At 68.7% G+C, this 1,368-nt stretch carries 1 protein-coding gene; it reads right to left on the bottom strand.

Annotated elements, in window-relative coordinates; genetic code table 11:
- Window positions 1-1,343, bottom strand: a 1,343-nt coding sequence (locus C2L59_RS19985) for a WD40 repeat domain-containing protein (protein WP_233223601.1), incomplete at its 3' end; no start/stop codon positions are given.
- Between the last annotated feature and the right edge of the window lie 25 nt (window positions 1,344-1,368).

Raw genomic sequence — 1,368 nt, 5'->3', positions numbered from 1 at the left:
ACCGAACCGGTGTGTCCGGTGAACGTGTTCAGGACCTCGCCGGTCATCACGTCCCAGACCCGCACGCCGTCGTCGTCGCCGCCGTCGCCGTTGTCGCTGTCGTCGTTGTCGTCGTTGTCGTTGTCGTTGTCGTCGCCGTCGCCGTCGCCGTTGTCGTCGCCGCCGTCGCCGTCGCCGTTGTCGTCGCCAGCGCCGGCGATGGCGATGCGGCTCCCGTCCGGGCTAAACGCGACAGCCCGTACCCAGTCGGTGTGACCGGCGAGGATGTGCATGACCTCGCCGGTCATCACGTCCCAGATCCGCGCGGTGCCATCGCTGTCGGCAGTGGCCAGTCGGGTCCCGTCTGGACTGAACACGACACCCCAGACCGAACCGGTGTGTCCGGTGAACGTGTTCAGGACCTCGCCGGTCATCATCTCCCAGACCCGCGCGGCGCCATCGCTGTCGGCAGTGGCCAGTCGGGTCCCGTCCGGACTGAACGCGATACCCCGTACCCAGTCGGTGTGTGCGGTGAACGTGTTCAGGACCTCGCCGGTCGTCATCTCCCAGATCCGCACGCCGCCGCCACCACCACCGCCGCCGCCACCGTCGCCGACGGTGGCGAGTCGGGTCCCGTCCGGACTGAACACGACATCCCGCAACCAGTCGGTGTGTGCGGTGAACGTGTTCAGGACCTCGCCGGTCATCACGTCCCAGACCCGCACGCCGCCGCCACCACCATCGTCGTCGGCGGTGGCGAGTCGAGTCCCGTCCGGACTGAACGCGACACCCAAGGCCGAACCGGTGGGTGCGGTGAACGTGTTCAGGGTCTCACCGGTCGTCGCGTCCAAGATCCGCACGGTGCCACCACCGTCGCCGACGGTGGCGAGTCGGGTCCCGTCCGGACTGAACGCGACACCCAAGACCGAATCGGTGGGTGCGGTGAACGTGTTCAGGACCTCGCCGGTCATCACGTCCCAGACCCGCGCGGTGCCACCGTCGCCGGCAGTGGCCAGTCGGGTCCCATCCGGACTGAACGCGACACCCCGTACCGAACCGGTGTGTCCGGCGAGGGTGTGCAGGGTCTCGCCGGTCGTCATCTCCCAGATCCGCGCGTCGCCATCGCCGTCGCCGTCGCCATCGCAGACGGTGGCGAGTCGAGCCCCGTCCGGACTGAACACGACACCCAAGACCGAACCGGTGTGTCCGGTGAACGTGTTCAGGACCTCGCCGGTCATCACGTCCCAGACCCGCGCGGTGCCACCGTCGCCGGCAGTGGCCAGTCGAGCCCCGTCCGGACTGAACGCGACACCCCGTACCGAACCGGTGTGTCCGGTGAACGTGTTCAGGACCTCGCCGGTCATCACGTCCCAGACCCTCGCGGTGCCA

It is taken from the genome of Amycolatopsis sp. CA-128772 (assembly GCF_002904295.1).
Taxonomy (GTDB): Bacteria; Actinomycetota; Actinomycetes; order Mycobacteriales; family Pseudonocardiaceae; genus Amycolatopsis.
Note: the sequence above shows the minus strand (reverse complement) of the source record. Positions and strands in the feature narration are given on the sequence as shown.